Origin of the sequence: Pseudomonas sp. DR48, from assembly GCF_019823085.1 — a bacterium.
GTDB lineage: Bacteria > Pseudomonadota > Gammaproteobacteria > Pseudomonadales > Pseudomonadaceae > Aquipseudomonas.
Genome location: NZ_CP081946.1, coordinates 3,829,634 through 3,852,608 on the forward strand (window position 1 = coordinate 3,829,634; position 22,975 = coordinate 3,852,608).

Genomic DNA, 22,975 nt, shown 5'->3' on the forward strand with positions numbered 1-22,975 from the left:
GGGCGAGTAACTTCGTTTTGGACAACTGAACAAGGATGCACTGACATGCTGATGCGCTGGATTGCAGTCCCCGCGTTGCTGATGGCGTTTACCGGATTGGCCCAAGCGGCAGAGTGCCCTGAGCTGTTGCAGGGCTCGTTACCCAAGCTGCGCGCCAAGGAATCCATCGACTTGTGCCAGCGGTATGAGGGTAAGCCGCTGGTGGTGGTCAACACGGCGAGTTTCTGCGGCTTTGCCCCGCAATTCAAAAGCCTTGAGGCGCTGAATCAGCGTTACAAGGATCAAGGGCTGGAGGTGATTGGTGTGCCGTCCAATGACTTCAAGCAGGAGTCCAAGGATGGCGCTGAGACGGCCAAGGTCTGTTACGTGAACTATGGCGTGACGTTCACCATGACCGAGCCGCAGAAAGTACGCGGCGACGAGGCCACTCATCTGTTCAAGGTACTCGCCAAACAGTCCAGCGCACCGAAGTGGAATTTCTACAAATACGTGGTTGATCGCAAGGGCAAGGTCATTGCCAATTTCTCCAGCCTGACCACGCCTGATGATCCTGAATTCATCGCCGCCGTGGAAAAGGCCTTGGCTTCGCAACCCTGATCCACACCCATTAAAAAGCCCCGCCTCTGTACAAGAGAGCGGGGCTTTTTTGATTCAGGTGGCGAGCGTTTCAGGCTCGCCGTGAATCATCAGAAGCGGTAGGTCGCGCCAACACCAAAACCGTTCGCCCAGTTTTGATACTTGGCGTTGTAAGTCTGGCCACGGTCGTTGCTGTTGTTGATCGTGACCGACTCTTCGCGCAGGTACGAGTACGCCACGTCGATGGTCAGGTCGTCGGTTGGGCTCCAGCCGGCGCCCAGGCTGAAGATCTTGCGATCGCCAGTCGGGATGCGGGGGGAACGGTCGACGTTGTTGGTCGGCGCCTGGTCAAAGGACAGACCGGTGCGCAGTACCCATTCCTTGTTCAGCTGGTAGGACGCGCCGATGGCGTGAGCCCAGGTATCGTGCCAGTTCTGTTCTTCGGTGATGGTGCCGAATTGGCCGTTGAGGACCGCCGGAACACCTTTGTTTTCAACGGTGATTTCTTTCAGGCGGCTCCAGCGAGTCCAGGTACTACCGGCGTAAATGGTCCACTTGTCGTCAAGCTGGTGAGTCAGCGAGAAGTCCACCGATTCAGGGGTGGTCAGGTCCAGCGAAGCGTCATACTTCTGGTTTGGGTTCTGACCGATCAGGCCCAGGACGTTGTAGTTGACCTTGGTGTTGCCATCGAGCTTGTACTTCACTTTCGAGTGGTAGGTCAGGCCGACACGAGTGCTGTCGGTGACCTGAGCCAGGATGCCGATGTTGTAGCCCACCGCCGTGTCGTCGCCTTTGATCTTGACGTTGCCGTCCGGTGCAGCCTGGGTGATCGACAGGTTCGATTCCAGGGTGCCGTCGATGCGGTTGATGGTCGGGCCGAAACCGATCGACACCTTGTCGTTGAAGGCATAGCTGACAGTTGGTTGCAGGGTGATGATTTTAACTTCGCTTTTGCTGCCGAAGTAACGACCTGCAAAGCCGCTCTCGTAGTCGGTCACCAGGCCGAACGGCGCGTACATGCCGATACCGAATGCCCAATGGTCGTCGATTGGCTTGACGTAGTAGCCCATAGGCACGGCGATGAACGGAACCATGTCACCGTCGTTGCTGCCGCGGTTCGGGCTGGAAGAGGCATGGCTGATGTCAGTGTGTGCGTCTAGAAATGCAGCGCCGCCAGTGACTTGTTCACGCTTGAGGCGGGACATGCCGGCAGGGTTGCCAAAAATTGTGCTTGCATCATCGGCAGAGGAAGATCGCCCGGCAAAACCTGTACCCATCCCGCTGATGCTTTGTTCGTTGATGGCAAAGCCACTTGCGAAGATCTGGGTGGATGCCAAGGTAACAGCGAGGCTAAGGGTGGTTTTGAGCATTACTTTTTTCATTATTAGAACTCCTGGTGATCACCGGGGCGAAAATTACCAACATTTTCGTCCCAGCGCCATAGCCTGTATCGCTTGAGTTAGAGCGGTTTTGTAGGACAATCTGACCGAAATCGCGACCCGTTGCAGGATCTTGTGAAATTGCGGGTCAGCAAGCGACCTGATTCAGTGGTGAAACACAGGTTTGCCAGGCGTAGGTGAAGTCACGCAGGCGGCCTTGGGGTTGAAAAGTCTGGCGCCAGATTCGGGCCATTCCCATCAAGTCATCGGCGGCGGGGAGGGGGGTATTCTGTTCTTCTACCAGCAGCCAGGCGATGGCTGTGGCGTAACGCAGGTTGACGGTCAACTCAAGGTGCGGCCCGCTGAGAAAGGCATGCTGGCTGGCCAGGCCGCGAACCAGGCTTGCGCGTTCCGGGTCCAGTGCCAGGTAGTGATCCCAGAGTGCCTGGTGGCGGGGTTCGGCGATTCGATACAGGCCGTGTCCACGGCGGTCATGCAGGGCGGAACCAAGGGCTGACTGGCTGGCAGCAATGCCCAGCAGCAGGGATTCGGCAGTCGCGCTATGGCGTCCGAGGTAGATCAAGGTCGGACGGATCACATAACGGCACAGTTCGCAGGCAGCGATACCCATAAAGCCCTCGAAACATGAAGTGGTCGGCGATACCTGAAGTAAGCGTTGGCAGCGTATGAATCGAATCAGGCTCGCCGGAAGCGGCTTACACCGCTTGAGTTGAAGTGTAGTGTCATATTCGCGCTGTAAAGGACTGTTTTTAAAATATTTCCGGCTTCGAGTTATAACCGTTATATCGGTTTGTGCTTAGCCCCGGGCCGTCCGATGAGGAATTTCGGGCAATAAAAAGCCCTGCTGTTCAAGCAGGGCTTTTGAGGTTTCAGCCTTTCTGGCGTATCAGGCAACCAGTGCCTGACGGGTACGCTCGATCACTGCCTGCAGCGGCTCGGCGCTGGAGTACTGATCGGGGTACAGGCGTTCGCTGTGACGAGCGATGCCGTGTTCGTTGACCAGAGTGAAGCTGAAGCAGCCTTTGCGAGCGGCCATGATCAGGCAATTCATTGGTGCAAAAGCGTTGGTCAGGGTACGGATAGCATCCTGGGTATGGATTTGAGTAGTCATGTTCTGGGTGTTCCTACAAGCGACACGGATAAGAGCCGTGCAAAATTAAAACGTTCCAGTGACGACGACCACCGTTGGTCGAACGAAGAACCCGACTGGAACAAAGCAGCCAGTTTGAAGCGCTGATAATTGGCGCGCTTGGGCTGGCAGGTAGGTACTTAGGAGGGCAGGCAACACATCAAGGGCAAAGGTTCTGGGCCCGGGGTGAAGATCCTGATCAATTTGCAGGCTGGTTCGGTCAGAGTAAGTGAGCTTCGCAACACCCTTTGCTTTCTGTTCAAAGGCGGTGTTGACGCAAGGTTTACCTGGAAACCATCGAGGTGGTCGATCCCGCTTATTCGGTAGAGGCTTCCGTTGGGAAGGCAAACCGGGAGGATTTGTTCGACCAGAATTGACTTTCAGCTTGGTACTAACGCCGCGGATAGTAACGGATTGAGTTGGAGAAGTGAAGCATGGCTGCAAATTAATTCCTGAGTCTGGCAAATAGATCACGCCATTGAGCAATTTCCGACGGTTGGTCGGCGCTTCGGCACGCGCCTGGGGCAAGGGTTTACCAAGGTTATCCCCAGAAACGTCCGACAAAACGCTCCCAAAAAGCACATCGATATAACCGACCCGAAGGCAGTTGTGCACATTAGTTGCGCAGACTGTAACCGGAGTGTAATCCGCGCCCCGACCACAGTGGGTGCCTGTATTGAAAATTTAAGTCAATGAAAAACATCGCTTTTTTTTATTGGTGAAAAAATCGTCAGTTTGACTGAGAGCCCCATTCCATAGGGCTTTGCGCGAGTTCAAGGGCGGTTGTCCACTGAGTTATCCACAGCTTCTGTGGATTGTCCCGAGCGCTTGCTCTAGCACGGGCGTGCAGGGTTTTTTTAGGCTTTACCTGTAAGAAAAAAAGAGTAGAGTGGCGCGCCCTCCGATCTGTCCCACAGTGTTTTATGAAGTTTCGCTCAGTATCAGTTTCTGCCACTTCCACACCTCCCCGTGTTACCCCGCCCAAGCGTTTTTCAATGCGCGTGGCCGAGTGGTTGCTGGACAGCCCGCGCCTGGGTGAAAACGCCAACATCAAACACCTCGCCGGCCGGTTGCTCAAACAGCCAGCGCGTGAAGGTGTCGTGGCCGCACAAAGTCGCCTTGGCCAGCTGATGTGCCGCGAATGCGGGAACGCCCGCGATCGTCGCATTGGCCAGGACTTGCTGCACAAGGCTGCGCGCGCAGGTGATCGGCGTGCTCAACAGGAACTGGGGCTGATCGAAGACTGAGCTGTCCAAGCTCTGACGCCTTGGTTAACCTTCAAGCTTTATCTCATCGGCAGGAGTCGCTATGGCTATGGACTTGACCAGCATTTTGCTCGGTCTGGCGGGCGCTGCACTGCCATTGCTGGTGCTGGCCTGGCGCATCCAGCGGCGGGCGAGCGAGGGACAAGCCGAGCTGGCCTTGCTGGAAGAACGCCTGGCCATGTCGCAATTGGCGCAGGACGGCTTGAACGCTCAGCTTGAAGCCTGTCGCGATGAAATCGGTGATCTGGGCCAGGCCAACGCTGCCAAGCAGGCAGACCTGGCGGCCATGCGCCGTGAAATTGAACTGCTACAGATCGAGCGCGACGACGCCCGCGATGCGGCTCACGCCTGGAACATCGAGCGCGCCGGCAAAGAGGCTGAGCTGCGGCGCCTCGACGCCCAGGCGGCCTCGCTCAACGCCGAGCTGCGTGAGCAGCAGGAAAGCCATCAGCAACGCCTCAATGACCTGCAAGGCTCGCGAGACGAGCTGCGAGCACAATTCGCCGAGCTGGCGGGGAAGATTTTTGACGAGCGTGAGCAGCGCTTCGCCGAAACCAGCCAGCAACGCCTGGGCCAGTTGCTCGACCCATTGAAAGAACGTATCCAGTCGTTTGAAAAACGTGTCGAGGAAAGCTATCAGGCCGAAGCTCGAGAGCGCTTTTCCCTGGCCAAAGAGCTGGAGCGCCTGCAGCAGTTGAACCTGCGTTTGAGCGACGAAGCCACCAACCTCACTCGCGCCTTGAAAGGGCAGAAAACCCAGGGCAATTGGGGCGAGCTGATTCTCGAGCGCGTGCTCGAACATGCCGGGTTGGAGAAGGGGCGCGAGTACCAGACCCAGGTCAATCTCAAGGGGCCGGACGGAGAGCGATTCCAGCCGGACGTGATCATTTATCTGCCGGGCGACAAGCAGGTGGTGGTCGATTCCAAAGTCAGCCTCACGGCCTATCAGCAATACGTCGCGGCCGAAGACGATGCCATCGGCCAACTCGCCATCAAGCAGCACGTGCTGTCCTTGCGCACTCACGTCAAAGGCCTGGCCGGCAAGGACTACAAGCGACTCGACGGCTTGCACAGCCTGGATTTCGTTTTGCTCTTCGTGCCGATTGAAGCGGCGTTTTCGGCGGCGTTGCAGGCGGAGCCAACGCTGTTCCAGGAAGCGTTCGACCGCAACATCGTCATCGTCAGCCCGACCACTTTGCTGGCGACGCTGCGAGTCATCGACAGCCTGTGGAAGCAAGAACGCCAGAGCCAGAACGCCCGGGAAATCGCCGAACGCGCTGGATGGCTGTACGACAAGTTCGTGTTGTTCATTCAGGATCTGGACGAAGTCGGCAATCGCTTGCAGCAACTGGACAAGGCTTACAGCTCTGCGCGCAACAAGCTGACAGAAGGGCGCGGTAATCTGGTCAGTCGCAGCGAGCAGTTGAAGTTGCTGGGCGCGCGGGCGAGCAAGAGCTTGCCCGCGGACTTGCTGGAACGGGCGATGACCGATGTCGATGGGTTGGCTGAGTTGCCTGAATAGCTAAAAAGCATCGCGAGCAAGCTCGCTCCCACAGGGTTTTGTATCGTTCACTCGATGTAAGCAACAACACCGATCCACTGTGGGAGCGAGCTTGCTCGCGATGGCGTCATTTCAGACACCGCAGGGCTGAAGCCTGAAGCCTGACGCCTCACAACGGCAAATGCCGACTCAACAAAGCCCGCAACGCCGCAGGTTTAACCGGTTTGGCCAAGTAATCCAGGCCAGCCGCATGCACTTGGGCCACCGTCTCCGGCCGGCCATCGGCGCTGATGACCACGCCCGGCACCGGTTCCCCCAGTTGCGTGCGCAACCACGCCATCAATTGCGTCCCGGTCTCGCCATCGTCCAGGTGGTAATCCACTAGCGCCAGGTGTGGACGCATGCCGTCGTTGAGCAGGGCCGCGCATTCGTCACGGTTACGCGCGGTCCAGACCTGGCAACCCCAGCGCGTCAGCAGGCTGTTCATGCCGATCAGGATGCTGTCTTCGTTATCGATACACAGCACCTGCGCACCGTTCAACGCATGGCCATTGAGCTCGTTAACCTTGGCCGGTGCTACCGTTTGCGTCCTGGCCAGCGGCACGCTGACACTGAACACACTGCCGTGCCCCGGCCAGGAACGTACCTGCAAGGTATGACCGAGCACGCGACACAAGCCATCGGCAATCGCCAGGCCCAGGCCCAGGCCTTTCTCGGCCCGGGTCTGGTGGCTGTCGAGGCGTTTGAACTCTTCGAATATCACCCGCTGTTTGTCTTCGGCAATCCCCGGCCCGCGGTCCCAGACCTCCAGGCGCAGCTCGCCCTTGTGCCGGCGAACGCCAAGCAACACCGGCCCTTTGGCGTAGCGGAAAGCGTTCGTCAGGAAGTTCTGCAGGATCCGTCGCAGCAGCTTGATATCGCTGTCGACCCGCAATTTGCTGCCCCGGACGCGGAATTTCAGCCCTTGTTCCTGGGCCAGCGCCTTGAATTCGGCGCCGAGGGCATCGTACAGCTCGTTGAGTACGAAAGGCTTTGGGTCCGGGTTGATCTTGCCGTTTTCCAGGCGAGAAATATCCAGCAGGTCGCTGATCAAGTCCTCGGCCGAGCGCAGTGAGCTGTCGAGATGATGCACCAGTTTCTGCGCCTCACTGGACAGGCCATCCTGGTGGGAGAGGGCGGCGGAGAACAGCCGCGCGGCATTCAGGGGCTGCATCAAGTCATGGCTGACCGCCGCCAGAAACCGGGTCTTCGACTGGTTCGCCGCTTCCGCGACGCCCTTGGCTTCGGTCAGGGCAACGTTGAGTTGTGACAGTTCATGGGTCCGCGCGATGACCCGCTGTTCAAGGCGTTCATTGGCTTCGGTCAGCGCTTGCTCGGCTTCGCGGAACGCGGTGATGTCAGTGAAACTCATGACGAAACCGCCGCCGGGCATCGGATTGCCGATCAGCTCGATCACCCGTCCGTTGGGGAACAGTCGTTCAGAGGTATGGGCGCGGCCCTGACGCATCCAGTGCAGGCGGCGGGCGACGTGCACTTCGGCTTCGCCGGGACCGCACAGGCCACGCTCGGCGTTGTAGCGAATGATGTCGGCAATCGGCCGGCCGACGCTGATCAAGCCGTCGGGATAGTTGAACAGTTCCAGATAACGCCGGTTCCAGGCCACCAGTTTCAACGATTGGTCGACCACGCTGATGCCTTGCGTGATGTTTTCAATCGCGCCTTGCAGCAAGGCGCGGTTGAATTGCAGCACTTCCGAGGCTTCATCGGCGATCCGCACGACGTCCTCCAGCTGCATTTCTCGACCTTCAATGGCGGCTTTCACCACGGCGCGCGTCGACGAAGCGCCGAGTACACCGGCCAGCAAGCGTTCGGTGTGGGCGATCCATTCACCGTCGGCGTTCTGGTTCGGGTTGAAGCCTTTGCCTTGGCGGTAGGCAAAACGGATGAAGCTCTGTCGGGCGCGTTCCTCACCGACGAACCGGGCGGCCAATTGCAGCAAATCCTCGATCTGCACCGCCAGCATCGAGCGCGCGCTGGGGCGAGCGCTGATTTCCTGGCCGATAAACCGTCCGGCCTGCCAGTGTTCCGAGACCCTGGTGCGCGAGAGCACCGAGACCCAGGCGAACAACGTGAAGTTGCCGGCCAGCGACAGCACCACGCCTTGGGTCAGCGGGGTGATCGGCAGGTGCAGCGGGTTACCGTGCAGCCAGGCCAGACCGGGGAAACTGCTCAAGGACCAGCCGAGACTGTTGGCGGCAATGGGCAAGATCAAGGTGTAGAACCACAGGAACGTCCCGGTGGCGAGACCGGCGAATACACCCCGGCGGTTGGCCTGTTTCCAGTACAGTGCGCCGAGCATCGCCGGGGCGAGTTGGGTCACGGCGGCGAATGCGATCTGGCCGATGGTCGCCAGGCTGGCGGTTGAGCCCAGCAGTCGATAGCTGACATAGGCCAACAGCAGAATCACCACGATGCTGACGCGGCGCACCGAGAGCATCCACTGGCGGAACACTTCGAACGGTCGCTCGGCGTTGTTTCGGCGCAGCAGCCACGGCAGCAACATGTCGTTGGAGACCATGGTCGACAGCGCAACGCTGGCGACGATCACCATGCCGGTCGCTGCCGAGGCGCCGCCGATAAAGGCCAGCATCGCCAGGGCCGGGTGAGATTGGGCCAGCGGTAGGCTGATGACGAACGAGTCCGGCAGCACGGAGCTGGGCAGCAGCATCTGACCGGCGAGAGCGATCGGCACTACAAACAACGCCGCCAATGCCAGATAAGCCGGGAAGACCCATTTGGCCAGGCGCAAATCCTGGGGTTCGATGTTTTCCACCACGGTGACGTGGAACTGCCGGGGCAGGCAGATGATTGCCATCATTGCGACGCCGGTTTGCACCACCATCGATGGCCAGTTGATGGTTTCTTTCCAATATTGCTCAAGGCGTGGCGCGAGCATGGCCTGGTCGAACAGGTCGTCAAAGCCGTCGTACAAGCCGTAAGTCACGAACGCGCCGACGGCGAGAAATGCGAACAGCTTGACCAGCGACTCGAAGGCAATCGCCAGCACCATCCCACGGTGGTGTTCCGTGGCATCCAGGTTGCGGGTCCCGAAGACGATGGTGAAGAGTGCCAGCACCAGCGACACGATCAGTGCCGTGTCCTGAGCTCGGGTGCCCATTGCGTCAGCGCCGGCGCCGATCAGCAGATTCACCCCGAGTACGATGCCCTTGAGCTGCAAGGCGATGTAAGGCAATACGCCCACCAGACAGATCAACGCCACCACGATCGCCAACGACTGCGATTTACCGTAGCGGGCGGCGATGAAGTCGGCGATGGAGGTGATGTTCTCCTGCTTGCTGATCATCACCATTTTTTGCAGGACCCACGGCGCGCAGACCAGCAACAGGATCGGCCCGAGGTAGATCGGCAGGAACGACCAGAGTTGTTCGGCGGCCTGGCCCACGGCGCCAAAGAACGTCCAGCTGGTGCAATAGACCGCCAGCGACAGGCTGTACACCCACGCACGCACTCGCGGCGGCAACGGTGTGCTGCGACGGTCGCCGTAAAAGGCGATGGCAAACATGATGGCCATATAGGCCAGGGCGACGGCGGCGATCAGCCCGCTGGACAGCGACATGGTAACTCCAGACAAAAGACACCCCGGATTGCAGCCCGGTGAGACAGTCTCGCACGATGGCAGGGGTTAGTCAGTGTCGACCAAGGTCGTGGCGTGGCGGGCTGTCGCAGGGTGTTTGCTGGTTGGATCTTCGGCGTTCAAGAGGGCCTCTTCGCAGGCAAGCCCGCTCCCACAATGTATCGGGTAAACACAGAACAAATAATGTGGGAGCGAGCCTGCTCGCGATTGGCGGCATCAAGGCCGCAACGCAATATCGATCAACCGATGCAACTCCTCGACCTCAAGTGCCGCTGCCGAAAACAGGATGCGAAACACCGTCGGTGCCGCCACCAGGTTGATCAATCGATCGACACTCGGTTTCGGTTCATCAGGGTAACGGTCGAGAATCGTCTGCAACTGCCCGCCAATGATCGTCGTGCAATAGACCGGTGTGGTGCTGCATTGCACATCGCGCAGCATGTTCCGGCCGGGCTCGGAACTCATTTCGTCGAGGTATTGCTCCGCCCAGGCGCGCACATCGCTGCGCAGGCTGCCGGTGTTGGCCGGTTCGCTTTCGGGGCGCATGCGGGCGAGGGCGACGTCGGCCAGCAATACCGATAAGTCGCCCCAGCGCCGGTAAATGGTGGACGGCGTAACGCCCGCGCGCGCCGCGATCTGCGGGACGGTCACGGTGGTGCGGTCCTGCTCTTCGAGGAGCTGGCGAACGGCGGAATGAACCGACTCTTGCACCCGGGCGCTACGGCCGCCGGGGCGTAAACCTTCTTTAATAGCCATGCATCGGACCTTAACACAAAGAATTTGCTTTAAGCGCTGTCCAGTAGCACACTCCGCAAAAGCAAAAAATTAGCTTTTGCGGAGTGTGCGCATGTCCAGTTCAGTATCCAAACGTTCTAGCCTGTGGTTTCTGGCGATCACTTTACTCAGTTTTCTGGCCGCCTCCACGGCACCGACTCCGTTGTATCACCTGTATCAGGACCACCTGCAATTCTCGGCGGCGACCCTGACCCTGATTTTCGGCGTGTATGCCCTCAGCCTGCTGGCGGCATTGCTCACCGTGGGATCGCTTTCGGATTACCTGGGACGCAAACCGGTGATATTCACCGCCGTTCTGTTGAACATGCTGGCGATGTTGCTGTTTATCAATGCCGATAGCGTCGCCTGGTTGATCAGCGCGCGGGTGCTTCAGGGCTTTGCGACCGGCATGGCCACGGCAGCGTTAGGCGCGGCGTTGCTGGACACGGATCGTCAGCAGGGGCCGCTGGTCAACAGCGTTGCGCCGCTGTTGGGCATGGCGGTGGGCGCGATGGGGTGTGGCTTGCTGGCCGAGTTTGCGCCGTTGCCGTTGCAATTGACCTTTTGCGTGCTGCTCGCGTTGTTCGGGTTGCAGGCGTTGTACGTCTGGCGTCTGCCGGAAAGCGTGAGTGCGCAATCCGGAGCACTGGCTTCGCTGCGTCCGACCTTGCATGTGCCGGTCCAGGCTCGGAGTGCGCTGTGGCGGGTGCTGCCAATCAACACTGCCGCATGGGCGCTCGGTGGTTTTTACGCCTCCCTCGCGCCGTCCCTGGTTCGCACGGCCACCGGATCGACCTCGAACCTGATTGGCGGTGCGACGGTGGCCGTCCTGACCGTCACTGGCGCGTTGATGATCTACACCTTACGCAGTCGTGCCGCCGACAAGGTCTTGTGGATCGGTACGAGTATCCTGCCGGTGGGTGTGGCATTGATTTTACTGGCGGTCCACAGCGCCAGCCTGCCGCTGTTTTTTATCGGCACGCTGGTGGCCGGTTGCGGGTTCGGCGCCAGTTTTCTCGGGTCGTTGCGCAGTGTGGTGCCATTGGCCTTGCCCCACGAGCGCGCCGGGTTGATGTCGGCGTATTACGCGCTCAGTTACCTGGCGTTCTGCCTGCCGTCGTTGCTGGCGGGGAGTCTGACGCGGGCCTTTGGTCTGGTGGCAGCGACCGATGCCTACGGCGCCACGCTGATCGTCCTGGCGGTCGTCGCCTTATCGGCATTGATACGACAACGCGCCGCTCAGCCCTGTAGCGTCACCGGCCAGCCATAAAAAAAACGCGGCGCCCTCAAAGCGCCGCGTTTTTTGTTGGCTGCGATCAGATCTGCGCGAACCCGCCATCCACAAACAGCTCGATCCCGTTGATAAAACTGCTGTCATCCGAGGCCAGGAACACCGCCGCTTTTCCCACTTCCGATGGTGTTCCGAGGCGGCCGATCGGCACCTGGCTGGCCAGGAAATCGAGCAAGCCCTGCTGCTGATCCGGCGGTGCCAGTTCAGTCAGGCCCGGGGTGTGAATCGGGCCGGGGCTGATGACGTTCACGCGAATCCTGCGGGCTTTCAGATCCAGCAGCCATGAGCGGGCAAAGTTGCGTACCGCGGCTTTACTGGCGCTGTAAACGCTGAAATTTTCCGTGCCTTTGGTGGCGGTGGTCGATGCGGTGAGGATCACCGAACCGCCGTCCTTGAGCAGTGGCAGGGATTTCTGCACGGTGAACAGCAGGCCTTTGACGTTGACTCCGAAAATCCGGTCGAAATGCTCCTCGGTGATAGCGCCGAGCGGCAGCATGTCTCCGCCGCCAGCGTTGGCAAACACGATGTCCAGATGTCCGGCCTGTGCCTTGATTACTTCGAAAATCCGGTCCAGGTCGGAAAGGTTCGCCACGTCGCCCTGAATCCCGGTGATGTGGTGGCCGATGCTCTCGACCGCTGCATCCAGTTCGGCTTGACGGCGACCGGTGATGAAGACGGTGGCGCCCTGGTCGACGAAGGCTTGAGCCGACGCCAGGCCGATGCCGGTGGTGCCGCCTGTGATCAATGCAATTTTGCCTTTCAGTGTGCTGCTCATGGTGTGAATCTCCGGTGAGTCGTGTAGGAATTTGCCGGCCGGGTTGTGCGCCGTTGAACAAACTCTATGCCCAAAGATTCGGTCGAAAAATCATCTGAATCGGGTTTGTTTGTACATGATTGTGGACAATACTCAGGGCATGTCGCCTTGAGGTTTTGTGATGAATCAATTATTGGCCATGCGTGTTTTCGCCCGAGTCGTGCAGGCCGGCTCGTTTACCAAAGCCGCCGACTCGTTGAACCTGCCGAAAACCTCGGTCAGCAAACTGGTGGCCGAACTTGAAGAACACCTCGGTACGCGGCTGCTGCAGCGCACCACCCGCCGGCTCACCGTGACGGCGGACGGGATGTCTTACTACGAACGTGCCATGCAATTGATGGTGGAACTGGATGATCTGGACAACAGTTTCGCCAGCGCCCAAGGTCATCCGCGCGGCAAGATCCGCGTAGACGTCGGAGGCTCGGTGGCGACCCTTCTGATCATTCCCGCGTTGCCGGATTTCTACGCGCGCTACCCGGATATTCAGATCGACATGGGCGTCAGCGACCGGCCGGTAGACCTGATCAGCGAAAACGTCGACTGCGTTATTCGTGGTGGGCCGTTGACCGAGTTGTCCCTGGCTGCGCGACCGTTGGGGATGTCGTCATGGACCACCTGTGCATCGCCGCAGTATCTGCAGCGTTTTGGCCTCCCGACCGATCCGCGAGACCTCGAGAAAAATCATCACATTGTCAGTTACCACTCAGCCAGTACCGGGCGGGTGATGCCGGCGCGTTTCGAGCGTAACGGAGAAAAGCTGGAGGTCCGCGGGCCGGGAATTTTCACGGTCAACGAGAGCAATGCCCACCTGGCGGCCGGGGTGGCGGGGCTGGGGGTCATTCATACATTTACCTATACCGTGCGGGCGCACCTGCAGCGTGGAGAACTGGTGCCGATACTCCAGGACTGGCGGCCACCGCGGTATCCATTCCACGTCCTGTACCCGCCAAACCGGCATCAGAGTAATCGGGTGCGGGTATTTATCGACTGGCTGGCGCAGCTGTTCGCCGATATGGATTAGTCTTGGTGTCGCGCTTATCTACAAAACAGATAACAGTTAGAGATATTACCCGTTATATAGATATTCGATTCGGATCTACCATGAATTCCACCTCACAAGAGGAGAGGAATTCGCCATGACCTGCCCCAATAGCAACACCCTCGGTTTTAAACCGCTCAGCCATTTGCAGCACCCGCTTGAGGCCATCCGCCAATTCACCCCGAACTGGTTCGCCGCAACCATGGGCACGGGCGTGCTCGCATTGGCGCTGGCGCAACTGCCCGTTGCCATGCCCGGCCTGCGCGCGGTAGCCGAGGGTTTGTGGCTATTCAACATCCTGCTGTTTGCGCTGTTCACCGCAGCCTATTCGGCACGCTGGGTACTGTTCTTTGATGAGGCTCGGCGGATTTTCGGTCACTCCACGGTATCGATGTTTTTCGGCACCATTCCCATGGGGTTGGCGACGATCATCAACGGCTTTCTGGTTTTCGGGTTGCCACGCTGGGGTGACGGCGTGATCCATGTCGCTGAAGTGCTGTGGTGGCTTGATGTGGCCTTGTCGTTGGCCTGCGGCGTGTTGATTCCTTACATGATGTTCACCCGCCAGGAACACAGCATCGACCAGATGACCGCCGTCTGGCTGTTGCCGGTAGTGGCGGCGGAAGTGGCCGCCGCCAGCGGTGGTCTGCTGGCGCCGCACCTGGCCGATGCCCATTCGCAACTGGTGATGCTGGTGACCAGCTACGTGCTTTGGGCGTTTTCCCTGCCGGTGGCGTTCAGCATTCTGACCATCCTGTTGCTGCGCATGGCGTTGCACAAATTGCCTCACGAAAACATGGCCGCCTCGAGCTGGCTGGCGCTCGGACCGATTGGCACCGGGGCATTGGGCATGTTGCTGCTGGGCGCCGATTCACCGGCCATCTTTGCCGCCAATGGCCTGCCGGGCATGGGTGAAATCGCTGCTGGGTTGGGACTGGTGGCCGGCATCACGCTATGGGGCTTCGGCTTTTGGTGGATGCTGATGGCGATGCTGATCACTGCGCGTTACTTGCGCGCCGGCATTCCGTTCAACCTCGGCTGGTGGGGCTTTACCTTTCCGCTGGGCGTCTATTCTCTGACGACGTTGAAACTGGGCAGCACCTTGAACCTGACGTTTTTCAATGTCTTTGGCTGCGTGCTGGTGGCGATGCTGGCGGTGATGTGGCTGATCGTCTCGAAACGGACCGTGCAGGGCGCGTGGCGGGGCGAGTTGTTTGTCTCGCCGTGCATTGCAGGATTAAACAAATAACCTGCAAAGATTAGGTAATGTGTGGCCTGGATCGACGTACGACATTCCAATAACAAATTCCACGCCACGCTTCACCCAACATCAGGGACACATGGAAGATGAGCCACCCCTCACAGTTCACTTTGCTTCGCACCCGGCGCTTCCTGCCGTTCTTCGTGACACAGTCCCTCGGGGCATTCAACGACAACATCTTCAAGCAGTCGTTGATCCTCGCCATCCTGTACAAGCTGACGATCGAGGGTGACCGCTCGATCTGGGTCAACCTCTGTGCGCTGCTGTTCATCTTGCCGTTCTTTCTGTTCTCGGCGCTGGCCGGCCAGTTCGGGGAAAAGTTCGCCAAGGACGCACTGATTCGCCTGATCAAGCTTGGGGAAATCGCCATCATGGCGGTCGGCGCCGTCGGCTTCCTGTTTGATCACCTGTCGCTGATGCTGGTGGCGCTGTTCGCCATGGGCACGCACTCGGCACTGTTCGGGCCGGTGAAGTATTCAATCCTGCCTCAAGCCCTGCATGACGAAGAGCTGGTGGGGGGCAACGGGCTGGTGGAAATGGGCACCTTCCTGGCGATCCTCGCCGGGACCATCGGCGCCGGGATCATGATGTCGTCCAGTCATTACGCGCCTGTCGTTTCCACGGCGATCGTCGGGGTCGCGGTGCTGGGTTACCTGGCCAGTCGCAGTATTCCGCGGGCGGCGGCCTCGTCGCCGCAATTGCGCCTGAACTGGAACATCTTCAGCCAGTCCTGGGCCACGTTGAAACTGGGCCTGGGGCAAACGCCCGCCGTGTCGCGGTCCATCGTCGGCAACTCGTGGTTCTGGTTTGTCGGAGCGATTTATCTGACGCAGATCCCGGCGTATGCCAAGGAATGGATGCACGGCGACGAAACCGTGGTGACGCTGATCCTGACGGTGTTCTCAGTAGGCATCGCATTGGGCTCGATGCTCTGCGAGAAGCTTTCGGGGCGTAAAGTCGAGATTGGTCTGGTGCCGTTTGGTTCGTTCGGACTGACGGTGTTCGGCCTGCTGCTGTGGTGGCATTCCGGCGGTATTCCGGACAGCGTCAACGGCCATGGCTGGATCGAAGTCCTCGGTTTTGGCCACGCGTGGCTGGTACTGATCGACATCCTTGGGCTGGGGATTTTCGGCGGGTTCTACATCGTGCCGCTGTATGCGCTGATCCAGTCACGCACTCCCGAGAACGAGCGTGCGCGGGTGATTGCCGCCAACAACATTCTCAACGCACTGTTCATGGTGGTCTCGGCGATTGTCTCGATTGTCCTGCTGAGCATGGTCAAGCTGTCGATCCCGCAGCTGTTTCTGGTGGTGTCGCTGCTGAACATCGGTGTCAACGCCTACATCTTCAGCATCGTTCCCGAGTTCAGCATGCGTTTCATGATCTGGCTGCTCAGCCATTCCATGTACCGCGTGGAGCATCGCAACCTGGAACTGATTCCCGATGAAGGCGCAGCATTGCTGGTCTGTAACCATGTGTCCTTTGTCGATGCGTTGCTGATTGGTGGCGCGGTGCGTCGGCCGATTCGCTTTGTGATGTATTACAAGATCTACAACTTGCCGGTGCTGAACTTTATCTTTCGCACCGCCGGGACGATTCCGATCGCGGGACGTCAGGAAGACATTCAAATCTACGAAAAAGCCTTCAAGCGGATCGCTGAATATCTGAAGGATGGCGAGCTGGTGTGCATCTTCCCCGAAGGCAAGTTGACCGCCAACGGCGAGATCGACGAGTTCAAGGGCGGGCTGACGCGGATACTCGAAGAGACGCCGGTGCCGGTGATTCCGCTGGCGTTGCAAGGGTTGTGGGGGAGTTTCTTCAGCCGCGATCCGGGCAAGGGATTGTTTCGTCGGTTGTGGTCGCGGGTGACGTTGGTCGCGGGGCCGGCGGTGGCGGTCGAGGCGGCGGAGCCGGCGAAGTTGCAGGCGATGGTCGGCGAGTTGCGCGGCACAGTTCGATAGTCGGTGACTGTCAGGGCCTCATCGCGGGCAAGCCCGGCTCCCACAGGGATTGATGGTGTGTCGACTATTTGCGACACAACACAGATCCAATGTGGGAGCGGGCTTGCCCGCGATAGCGGTAGTTGCCTACGCGCTGACCTTCAGGCCAACCAGCCCGGCAACAATCAACGCCACGCTGGCCAGCCTGAACAACGCCATGGACTCGCCAAACAGAATGATCCCGGCGATCACCGTGCCCACGGCGCCCACTCCGGTCCAGATCGCATAGGCGGTGCCCAGCGGCAATTCCTTCATGGCAAGGCCCAGCAAGCCGAGGCTGATGGCCATGGCGGCGACAGTGAGTGCAGTCGGGAGAGGGCGGCTGAAACCGTCGGTGTATTTCAGGCCGACAGCCCAGCCCACTTCGAACAGACCGGCGAAAAACAGAATGATCCAGGACATGAGAGACCTCCATCGATTGACGGGGTCGTCCCCAGATTAATGACTCGATCGAGCCGCGAGGTCGTCCTCGCGTTGGGCGATAGAGTGCCCATCATTGATCCGGGGATCAAGTTTTCGGGTCAGTCCGCCGCCTGCTCAGCAGCGATTCTACGGTCTTCTTTTTCGCTCATGCGGCGGAAATACGTCGAGAGCAGCGCGCCCGAAATGTTGTGCCAAACGCTGAACAAAGCGCTAGGCACCGCCGCCAGTGGCGAGAAGTGCGCACTGGCCAGCGCGGCACCCAAGCCGGAGTTCTGCATGCCGACTTCCAGTGCCAGTGACTTGCGCTGCGCCAACGGCAGTTTGAACAAGCGTCCGGTGAAGTAGCCCAGCAGGTAACCGAAGCTGTTGTGCAGCATCACCACGGCCATGATCAACAGGCCTGATTCGGCGATTTTCGCCTGGCTGGCGGCGACCACGGCGGTGACGATAATCACGATGCTCACCACCGAAATCAGCGGCAACACTTCCACCGCATGACGAACCCGGCTGCCGAGCAAGCGCTGGGCAACCACACCGAGCACGATCGGCAACAGCACCACTTGCAGGATCGACCAGAACAGCTCCATGAAGGACACCGGCAACCAGGCCGAGGCCAGCAGCCAGATCAGTGCCGGCGTCAGCAGCGGAGCGAGGAGGGTGGTGACCGCTGCGATGGCCACCGACAACGCCAGGTCGCCGCGAGCCAGCCAGGTCATGACGTTCGAGGAAGTGCCGCTTGGGCAGCAACCGACCAGAATTACCCCGACCGCAATTTCCGGCGGCAGGTGAAATGCCTGGCAGAGCAACCACGCCACGCCGGGCATGATCACGAAATGCGCAACCACGCCCAAAGCCACGCGCCACGGGTGGCGAGCGACTTCGGCGAAGTCTTCGAGTTTGAGGGTCAGGCCCATGCCGAACATCACCAGGCCCAGCAGTGGCACGATTGCGCCTTTCAGGCCGATGAACCAGGTCGGTTGCAGAAAGGCCACAACCGCGAAAATCAGCACCCAGTAAGCGAAGGTGTTGCCGACAAAACGACTCAATGCAGCCAGTGCGCGCATGGTCTGATCCTTATTATTGAGTGACATCACAAAACAACTGTGGGAGTGAGCTTGCTCGCGAAGAGGCCGGTACATTCAACATTTATGTCGCCTGTAAGACCGCCTTCGCGAGCAAGCCCGCTCCCACATTTAGACCGCGTCGGTTTAGATCCCCTGCGGGGTCTCTTCACCGCCCAATGCTTCAACCAGCGCCGGCAGGAAGTCGCCGAACGTCAGCATCATCAGGGTGAAGCTGGCGTCCAGTTGGCCGAGGGCTTCTTCGCCGCCGTCCTGTTCCGCCTGGTCTTGCAGCAAGTCCTCGAACTTCAGGCGCTTGACCACCATCTTGTCGTCGAGGACGAAAGACAGCTTGTCTTGCCAGGCCAGCGACAGCTGAGTGACCACTTTGCCGGTGCTCAGGTGCAGCTGGATTTCTTCGCTGGTCAGGTCCTGACGCTTGCAACGCACGATGCCGCCGTCTTCGTGGGTGTCGCGCAGCTCGCACTCGTCCAGCACAAAGAAGTCGTCCGCGGCTTTCTGGGTGGTGACCCATTCCGTCATGGTGGCGGTCGGCGACATTTTCACGGTCAACGGACGTACCGGCAGTGTGCCGATCACTTCGCGCAGGGTGGAGAGCAGGTCTTCGGCACGTTTCGGGCTGGCCGAGTTGACCAGGATCAGGCCCTGTTTCGGCGCAATGGCGGCGAAGGTCGACGAGCGACGGATAAAGGCGCGCGGCAGGAACGCCTGGATGATTTCATCCTTGATCTGGTCGCGTTCCTTTTTATAGACCTTGCGCATTTGCTCGGCCTCGATCTCTTCGACCTTTTCCTTCACCGCGTCACGCACGACGCTGCCCGGCAAGATGCGCTCTTCCTTACGGGCGGAGATCAGCAGGAAATCGCCGCTGACGTGCACCAGCGGAGCATCTTCGCCTTTGCCGAATGGCGCGACGAAACCGTAGGTGGTCAACTCCTGGCTTGCACATGGACGCGCCTGTTTGGTGGCCAGTGCAGTTTCCAACGCCTCGGCATCAAAAGGCAGATCTTGGGTCAGGCGATAGATAAGCAGGTTTTTGAACCACATGGGGTGAGTCTCTCCTTATATACAAAGGGGGGCATTATTCTCTTAGCGAAGCCATAGGCCAACCCTTCGCTAAGCCTTTGGAAGGCCTGAGAAAATTATTTAAAAAAGTGCTTGCCACAGATGTGGTCGCTCCGTAGAATGCGCGCCACACCGAAAGTGAAGGGTGATTAGCTCAGCTGGGAGAGCGTCTGCCTTACAAGCAGAATGTCGGCGGTTCGATCCCGTCATCACCCACCATTCGCTTTAGTGTTACGCGCAGCGGTAGTTCAGTCGGTTAGAATACCGGCCTGTCACGCCGGGGGTCGCGGGTTCGAGTCCCGTCCGCTGCGCCATATTCGGTAACCTGGAACGCTGAACGCCAGGTCACCACGGAAAAGCCCGCTTAACGCGGGTTTTTTTCTGCCTGTTGTTCCTGCAGGGTGTGTCGTTTCATTGATTTTCAGATTTTTTTAATAAATTTATTAATTAAATCAACACTTTATGAAAATCTGTGGCACAATGCGCCCCGCAACGAAGGTAAAGGGTGATTAGCTCAGCTGGGAGAGCATCTGCCTTACAAGCAGAGGGTCGGCGGTTCGATCCCGTCATCACCCACCACTACTTTCAATGTTACGCGCAGCGGTAGTTCAGTCGGTTAGAATACCGGCCTGTCACGCCGGGGGTCGCGGGTTCGAGTCCCGTCCGCTGCGCCATATTCGGTAATCTGGAACGCTGAACGCCAGGTCACCACGGAAAAAGCCCGCTTTATGCGGGCTTTTTGCTGTCTGGGATTTGGGTTTTATTGTTCGGCGTTACGGCTGTGGCGGTAATCACTCACGGCTTCATACACCGCTTTGCGCAGGCGGTTGATACCGCCAATCGGTCGATGCGCCTCCAGCCCGAACCACGGATTGAACGACTGGTTGTCACATTGCAGGTTCAGCGACGGCGTGTCGAAATCCTGTGCAGGTAGCGTGATCCGCGCCACGGTCTGGAATGGCGCATCGTTTTCCTGCCACTCGATACTCGTATCTTCAATCGGCATGTACCGGCGTGGATCCTGTCGCTGGATCTGCAAGATGAAGCACGCCGGCACCCGATCCGTCGACAACTGCTGATTCAACGCCGCGCGCAGAAAATTCGGCAGCTTCTGGTTTTGAGCGGGCAGGGCGTAAGTCGGGCAGCTGTCAGGATCTGGCGCTACGCGGAACTTGGCATTGGCTTCACCGAACTTGTAGGGCGAAACCGAAAAGTATGTGGTCTGCGTCGGGCTTTGCGGGGCGGGGGAGAGTGTCGCCAAGGCAATAAACAGATGGCGAACCTGCCAGGTGCGCGGATCCCAGCCAGGGAAGAACGCCATCAACGTCTTGCCGTCTGCCTGGGCGGCCACATTCTGCCGGTATTCGGCGACATCGCTGACGAAGAAATTCGGATGGCTGAACATCACGAAGTCCTGCTCATGCCGACTCTGCTGATCGTCCAGCAGTTGTTTGCCCGGCACATCCATCAGCTTGATCGCCATGCCGCGTGCATCGCGGATGCTGTCGAATTGCGGGTAGGCATTGCCGTTGGACAGCCGCACCGTCGCTTGCCAGGTTTTCCCGGGTTCGCTGAACACACCCTGACGCAGTTCACTCGCCAGATCCGGTAGCACCTGAACGTCGGCTTTCACGCAGCCATGGGCCTTTGCATGCGCATCGCGCAGGTAGCGAGTGCTTTCACGGTGCTGATCGACAATACGCACGGCGGTCTGAATGATGTCCTGAGTCATCGCCGCTTCGCCGTCTGGAATCAACTCTTCAGCCGAGACCGGTCCTCTGTGCTGCCAGGCGAACCACGCCGTAGCCAGTGCCCAGCCGAGCAATCCAAGGCCCAGCAAACACAACAGGGATTTGCCGAAAAAGGCGCCAAGGCGCATCCAGAGTCTGCTCATGGCAATTGTGCCTCCAACGGGCCGCCCAACACTTTCAAATACTCCAGCAGCGCCCAGCGCTCCTGGGGTTGCAGCAGACGCCCAATCACGCCATTGCCGCGCTTGCCGGCACGGAATTCGTGGCCACTGTTGTGATTGCCGGTGATGCGCGTGTCGAACACGAAACCATTGCTGAAAGCCTCGGTGCGATACCCCAAGTGCTTGGGGTCGTACTCGAACGTGCCTTTATAGAAGGTCGTCGCGCGCTCATCCTGGGGCGAGAGCAACTGATAAAGGCTTGGCACCGAACCGTTGTGCAGAAATGGCGCCGTTGCCCAGATACCGGCCAATGGCCGAGCCTTGTAGGCGCGCATTTCACGCACGCCGATCGGCAGGCCGAAGCCGTTCATGGCGGGTTGCTGGGCGAGAGGGATGTTCGCGTCGAGGTAGGCCCGCTTGCCGACGAAAGCGGTGATGTAGGCAAATCCTCTGGCTGACGAGAGCTTGCTCAAGTCCAGTGGTTCGGTGGGCGTTGGCTGCAACTGGACATCCAGTTTCGCCAGTTCCGCCGGGTCCCATTGCAGTGCACTGAGGTCGAAGCGATGGTCGGCAATGTTGTTGGCCGCGCCCGGATCTGTGCCGATGTAGTCCACCGGCAGCATTTTCAGATGCTGTACCCAGCGCCCGTCACTTTGGGCCGATCGCGGTACGTGGCAGCCGGCGCAGTTTTCACTGAACAATTCGCGCCCTTGAGCTGCCAGAGGCTTATCGACCGCACCCAACAGCGCTTCCGGCCAGACGGGTGGCTTGAGCCGTTGCAGGGTTTGTTCGATCAGGTGCAAATCGTGCAACCGCACACTGGAGGGGTAGCGATCGTCTCCTTTGAGCGGTTGGCCATCGGCGTCGAAGAGGTTCAGCGTGGCCCCGACCCCCAGTGCCTCGCCGATATTGCGGGCCATCGGTTGCTGCGCCGAACCGTTCCATTGCACCCAGTCAAACGTCCACATGTCCCACAGTTGCGGATAGTCCACAGGGGCGTTGGCTACACGGTAATTGCGGGGCGAAATCGCGTCACCGAAGCTGGCGTTGGCAATACGCCCAAAAGCGTCGGTGCGGCCAGGGCCTTCCTCGGTTGGATAAAGTCCACGATGGGTGTCGTTCCAGGCGACCTTCACGAAGGTATCGAGCGAGGCTTTGAAGTCCTTGCGCAGTTGTTGGCGCCGGGTGTCGTAGTCGTCGCCCAGCACGTTGCGTGCGAAACGTTCGAATTTCCAGGGGGTGTAATACGTCGAGGCCAAACTTGCCACCAACGCTTGCCCGAAACTGCCACCGCGCAATGTCGGAACGCTGGAAGGCAAGACATGCTGCGCCGCGCCGCCGTCGATGCGCACGGCCTGCCCGTTGAAGCGCAATTCCCCGGTGTGGCAGGCGGCGCAGGTGATGTCCAGATACTCTTCCTGGCTGCCAGGTTTTTTATGCCGGGCAAACCCCACCGGCAAGTTGCCTGGGTTGTCTGGCGTGGCCTTCTGCTCAGGGTCAATCAGAAAACCAAAACGTGCGAGGTATTCGGGAGCGGCGAATCGTTGTGACGAGAAGGGCAGTTCAAGGGCCCTGAACCAGTCATAACGCAACCCTTTGACCTCGGTACCCTGGGGTGTGAAGTAGAAAACCTGACGGTCAGCGTCGCTCCATTGGTCCAGGTAATGCACCTGCCGGGCGGGTGATTCTGTCGGCAATTTCGGATTGGCGACGAAGTACAGCACCACGGCCAGGCCCAGGCCCAGCAACACTCCAAGCAGAGCCAGCAAACGGAATAAGAGGCGCAAG

General features: G+C 59.3%; 18 protein-coding genes and 4 tRNA genes. 11 read left to right on the forward strand and 11 right to left on the reverse strand.

The window, feature by feature from the left end; translation table 11 throughout:
- Nucleotides 1–45 precede the first annotated feature (45 nt).
- Nucleotides 46–597, forward strand: coding sequence for a glutathione peroxidase (locus K5K95_RS17320; protein WP_222585319.1), 552 nt, complete (start codon nt 46–48; stop codon nt 595–597).
- An 89-nt stretch (nt 598–686) separates the two neighbouring features.
- Here the strand turns inward: K5K95_RS17320 and K5K95_RS17325 are convergent, their stop codons facing one another.
- From K5K95_RS17325 to K5K95_RS17335, 3 genes are all read right to left on the reverse strand, one after another.
- Nucleotides 687–1,958: an OmpP1/FadL family transporter gene (locus K5K95_RS17325; protein ID WP_222585320.1), complete on the reverse strand. Its 1,272-nt coding sequence runs from the start codon at nt 1,956–1,958 to the stop codon at nt 687–689.
- Nucleotides 1,959–2,103: 145 nt separating this feature from the next.
- On the reverse strand, nt 2,104–2,586 hold the full coding sequence (locus tag K5K95_RS17330) for a hypothetical protein (protein WP_222585321.1): 483 nt from the start codon (nt 2,584–2,586) through the stop codon (nt 2,104–2,106).
- A 276-nt stretch (nt 2,587–2,862) separates the two neighbouring features.
- On the reverse strand, nt 2,863–3,087 hold the full coding sequence (locus tag K5K95_RS17335; RefSeq protein WP_008031832.1) for a hypothetical protein: 225 nt from the start codon (nt 3,085–3,087) through the stop codon (nt 2,863–2,865).
- A 941-nt stretch (nt 3,088–4,028) separates the two neighbouring features.
- On the opposite strand from K5K95_RS17335, the gene K5K95_RS17340 reads away from it, so the two are divergent.
- The gene (locus K5K95_RS17340; RefSeq protein WP_222585322.1) at nt 4,029–4,352 is read left to right on the forward strand and encodes a sel1 repeat family protein; all 324 of its coding nucleotides are present in this window, start codon (nt 4,029–4,031) and stop codon (nt 4,350–4,352) included.
- A gap of 175 nt (nt 4,353–4,527) precedes the next feature.
- Nucleotides 4,528–5,892, forward strand: coding sequence for a DNA recombination protein RmuC (gene rmuC / locus K5K95_RS17345; protein ID WP_222590361.1), 1,365 nt, complete (start codon nt 4,528–4,530; stop codon nt 5,890–5,892).
- A gap of 148 nt (nt 5,893–6,040) precedes the next feature.
- On the opposite strand, the gene K5K95_RS17350 is transcribed toward rmuC, so the two are convergent.
- On the reverse strand, nt 6,041–9,508 hold the full coding sequence (locus tag K5K95_RS17350) for a PAS domain-containing hybrid sensor histidine kinase/response regulator (RefSeq protein WP_222585323.1): 3,468 nt from the start codon (nt 9,506–9,508) through the stop codon (nt 6,041–6,043).
- A gap of 234 nt (nt 9,509–9,742) precedes the next feature.
- The gene (locus tag K5K95_RS17355) at nt 9,743–10,282 is read right to left on the reverse strand and encodes a TetR/AcrR family transcriptional regulator (RefSeq protein WP_222585324.1); all 540 of its coding nucleotides are present in this window, start codon (nt 10,280–10,282) and stop codon (nt 9,743–9,745) included.
- A gap of 91 nt (nt 10,283–10,373) precedes the next feature.
- On the opposite strand from K5K95_RS17355, the gene K5K95_RS17360 reads away from it, so the two are divergent.
- A complete protein-coding gene (locus K5K95_RS17360; RefSeq protein ID WP_222585325.1) occupies nt 10,374–11,570 on the forward strand; it encodes an MFS transporter in 1,197 nt (398 codons plus the stop codon).
- 46 nt (nt 11,571–11,616) lie between these two features.
- Here K5K95_RS17360 and K5K95_RS17365 read toward each other — a convergent pair whose 3' ends face one another.
- Nucleotides 11,617–12,366, reverse strand: a complete 750-nt coding sequence (locus tag K5K95_RS17365) for an SDR family NAD(P)-dependent oxidoreductase (protein ID WP_222585326.1) — start codon at nt 12,364–12,366, stop codon at nt 11,617–11,619.
- Nucleotides 12,367–12,526: 160 nt separating this feature from the next.
- Here K5K95_RS17365 and K5K95_RS17370 point away from each other — a divergent pair, with 160 nt between their 5' ends.
- The 3 genes from K5K95_RS17370 (at nt 12,527) to K5K95_RS17380 (ending at nt 16,666) form a co-directional block, all read left to right on the forward strand.
- Complete coding sequence (locus tag K5K95_RS17370) at nt 12,527–13,426, forward strand: LysR family transcriptional regulator (protein WP_222585327.1); 900 nt, start codon at nt 12,527–12,529, stop codon at nt 13,424–13,426.
- A 115-nt stretch (nt 13,427–13,541) separates the two neighbouring features.
- Nucleotides 13,542–14,693: a TDT family transporter gene (locus K5K95_RS17375; RefSeq protein WP_222585328.1), complete on the forward strand. Its 1,152-nt coding sequence runs from the start codon at nt 13,542–13,544 to the stop codon at nt 14,691–14,693.
- Nucleotides 14,694–14,791: 98 nt separating this feature from the next.
- Nucleotides 14,792–16,666 carry an MFS transporter gene (locus K5K95_RS17380; protein WP_222585329.1) on the forward strand — a complete coding sequence of 625 codons (1,875 nt, stop codon included), beginning with the start codon at nt 14,792–14,794 and terminating at the stop codon, nt 16,664–16,666.
- 126 nt (nt 16,667–16,792) lie between these two features.
- Here K5K95_RS17380 and sugE read toward each other — a convergent pair whose 3' ends face one another.
- The 3 genes from sugE to rdgC all read right to left on the reverse strand — a co-directional run bounded on the left by sugE (nt 16,793) and on the right by rdgC (nt 19,257).
- The gene (sugE, locus tag K5K95_RS17385; protein WP_222585330.1) at nt 16,793–17,107 is read right to left on the reverse strand and encodes a quaternary ammonium compound efflux SMR transporter SugE; all 315 of its coding nucleotides are present in this window, start codon (nt 17,105–17,107) and stop codon (nt 16,793–16,795) included.
- Between the two features lie 119 nt (nt 17,108–17,226).
- On the reverse strand, nt 17,227–18,192 hold the full coding sequence (locus tag K5K95_RS17390) for a bile acid:sodium symporter family protein (protein ID WP_222585331.1): 966 nt from the start codon (nt 18,190–18,192) through the stop codon (nt 17,227–17,229).
- A gap of 144 nt (nt 18,193–18,336) precedes the next feature.
- A complete protein-coding gene (rdgC, locus tag K5K95_RS17395) occupies nt 18,337–19,257 on the reverse strand; it encodes a recombination-associated protein RdgC (RefSeq protein WP_045061665.1) in 921 nt (306 codons plus the stop codon).
- 161 nt (nt 19,258–19,418) lie between these two features.
- Here rdgC and K5K95_RS17400 point away from each other — a divergent pair.
- The 4 genes from K5K95_RS17400 (at nt 19,419) to K5K95_RS17415 (ending at nt 19,949) form a co-directional block, all read left to right on the forward strand.
- A tRNA-Val gene (locus tag K5K95_RS17400) sits at nt 19,419–19,494 on the forward strand.
- 18 nt (nt 19,495–19,512) lie between these two features.
- A tRNA-Asp gene (locus K5K95_RS17405) sits at nt 19,513–19,589 on the forward strand.
- 189 nt (nt 19,590–19,778) lie between these two features.
- A tRNA-Val gene (locus K5K95_RS17410) sits at nt 19,779–19,854 on the forward strand.
- A gap of 18 nt (nt 19,855–19,872) precedes the next feature.
- A tRNA-Asp gene (locus K5K95_RS17415) sits at nt 19,873–19,949 on the forward strand.
- 86 nt (nt 19,950–20,035) lie between these two features.
- Here the strand turns inward: K5K95_RS17415 and K5K95_RS17420 are convergent.
- Together K5K95_RS17420 and K5K95_RS17425 are read right to left on the reverse strand one after the other, a co-directional pair.
- Complete coding sequence (locus K5K95_RS17420) at nt 20,036–21,169, reverse strand: catalase family protein (protein ID WP_222585332.1); 1,134 nt, start codon at nt 21,167–21,169, stop codon at nt 20,036–20,038.
- Nucleotides 21,166–22,974, reverse strand: coding sequence for a di-heme-cytochrome C peroxidase (locus K5K95_RS17425; protein WP_222585333.1), 1,809 nt, complete (start codon nt 22,972–22,974; stop codon nt 21,166–21,168). The genes K5K95_RS17420 and K5K95_RS17425 overlap by 4 nt, the downstream gene beginning before the upstream one ends.
- Nucleotide 22,975 lies beyond the last annotated feature (1 nt).

What these genes read in the sequence shown, in the direction of transcription:
- K5K95_RS17320 (WP_222585319.1), top strand. Translation starts at nt 46, where the DNA reads ATGCTGATGCGCTGGATTGCAGTCCCCGCGTTGCTGATGGCGTTTACC.
- K5K95_RS17325 (WP_222585320.1), bottom strand. Translation starts at nt 1,958, where the DNA reads ATGAAAAAAGTAATGCTCAAAACCACCCTTAGCCTCGCTGTTACCTTG.
- K5K95_RS17330 (WP_222585321.1), bottom strand. Translation starts at nt 2,586, where the DNA reads ATGGGTATCGCTGCCTGCGAACTGTGCCGTTATGTGATCCGTCCGACC.
- K5K95_RS17335 (WP_008031832.1), bottom strand. Translation starts at nt 3,087, where the DNA reads ATGACTACTCAAATCCATACCCAGGATGCTATCCGTACCCTGACCAAC.
- K5K95_RS17340 (WP_222585322.1), top strand. Translation starts at nt 4,029, where the DNA reads ATGAAGTTTCGCTCAGTATCAGTTTCTGCCACTTCCACACCTCCCCGT.
- K5K95_RS17350 (WP_222585323.1), bottom strand. Translation starts at nt 9,508, where the DNA reads ATGTCGCTGTCCAGCGGGCTGATCGCCGCCGTCGCCCTGGCCTATATG.
- K5K95_RS17355 (WP_222585324.1), bottom strand. Translation starts at nt 10,282, where the DNA reads ATGGCTATTAAAGAAGGTTTACGCCCCGGCGGCCGTAGCGCCCGGGTG.
- K5K95_RS17360 (WP_222585325.1), top strand. Translation starts at nt 10,374, where the DNA reads ATGTCCAGTTCAGTATCCAAACGTTCTAGCCTGTGGTTTCTGGCGATC.
- K5K95_RS17365 (WP_222585326.1), bottom strand. Translation starts at nt 12,366, where the DNA reads ATGAGCAGCACACTGAAAGGCAAAATTGCATTGATCACAGGCGGCACC.
- K5K95_RS17370 (WP_222585327.1), top strand. Translation starts at nt 12,527, where the DNA reads ATGAATCAATTATTGGCCATGCGTGTTTTCGCCCGAGTCGTGCAGGCC.
- K5K95_RS17375 (WP_222585328.1), top strand. Translation starts at nt 13,542, where the DNA reads ATGACCTGCCCCAATAGCAACACCCTCGGTTTTAAACCGCTCAGCCAT.
- K5K95_RS17380 (WP_222585329.1), top strand. Translation starts at nt 14,792, where the DNA reads ATGAGCCACCCCTCACAGTTCACTTTGCTTCGCACCCGGCGCTTCCTG.
- sugE (WP_222585330.1), bottom strand. Translation starts at nt 17,107, where the DNA reads ATGTCCTGGATCATTCTGTTTTTCGCCGGTCTGTTCGAAGTGGGCTGG.
- K5K95_RS17390 (WP_222585331.1), bottom strand. Translation starts at nt 18,192, where the DNA reads ATGCGCGCACTGGCTGCATTGAGTCGTTTTGTCGGCAACACCTTCGCT.
- rdgC (WP_045061665.1), bottom strand. Translation starts at nt 19,257, where the DNA reads ATGTGGTTCAAAAACCTGCTTATCTATCGCCTGACCCAAGATCTGCCT.
- K5K95_RS17420 (WP_222585332.1), bottom strand. Translation starts at nt 21,169, where the DNA reads ATGAGCAGACTCTGGATGCGCCTTGGCGCCTTTTTCGGCAAATCCCTG.